General features: G+C 30.7%; 1 protein-coding gene. It reads right to left on the reverse strand.

The genetic code is table 11. The features are described from left to right. On the reverse strand, positions 1-876 hold an 876-nt coding region (locus ETC00_RS19360; protein ID WP_216369594.1), incomplete at both ends, for an RCC1 domain-containing protein.

Genomic DNA, 876 nt, shown 5'->3' on the forward strand with positions numbered 1-876 from the left:
ACATTACTAATAGGTATATTAACTATACTGAATTGATCAGTGCTATTACCTAAACCTAATTGACCATTATAATTATATCCACACCCTCTAACAGTACCATCGTTCATTAAAAATATAGTAAAATCTGAACCGCATGTAATATCTTTAACATTATTTATTGGTATATCAGTTAAATTGGTTGCTAATGTTACACTACTACCTAATCCTAATTGACCAAAGGAATTCGAACCACATCCTTTTACCGTACCATCATTAAAAAGGAATAATGTGTGGTTTTTTCCAGAAGATATTTTTACAACGTATGAATACGTTCCTGTGGTCAAATTAATAATTGAATACTTTCCTGTCTCGTCAACTGCAAGGACGTTGTCTCGGTCTAGTAGAGTTAGGGACTTTATTTTATTAGAAAGTCCTGACCATATATAATCAGAAGCGTCTGTTAATTTTATAGGATCTATCACACAAATGCAATTAGGCATTTTTTTTAAAACTCCTATCAATTTACCATCTTCAGAAGTTATAAAAAAATTTAGGAAGCTACTATATTTTAGATCAATATCTAATGTAATAGGATTATAAGAATCTACTCCGTTATAGTCTCCTAACTGATCATAATAGTTATGACCACATGATCTTATATAGTTATCTTCTAATGATATGAAGATTGTAAAATAATTTCCTAACCGTATTTGTCTAACTCTTCCTATAGGAACGTCTGTAATTGTTAATTTAGATGATTTATCACCTGTACACAATTGTCCATAGTAATTGTATCCTACACATTTTACAGTTCCATCATCATAGATGTAAAATGCGTGCGAGCCTCCGCAAACTATTTCCCTAAAACCATTTATAGGTATATTAACTATACTAGGT

This window comes from Brevibacillus sp. MCWH (assembly GCF_013096935.1).
GTDB lineage: Bacteria > Bacillota > Bacilli > Brevibacillales > Brevibacillaceae > Brevibacillus > Brevibacillus aydinogluensis.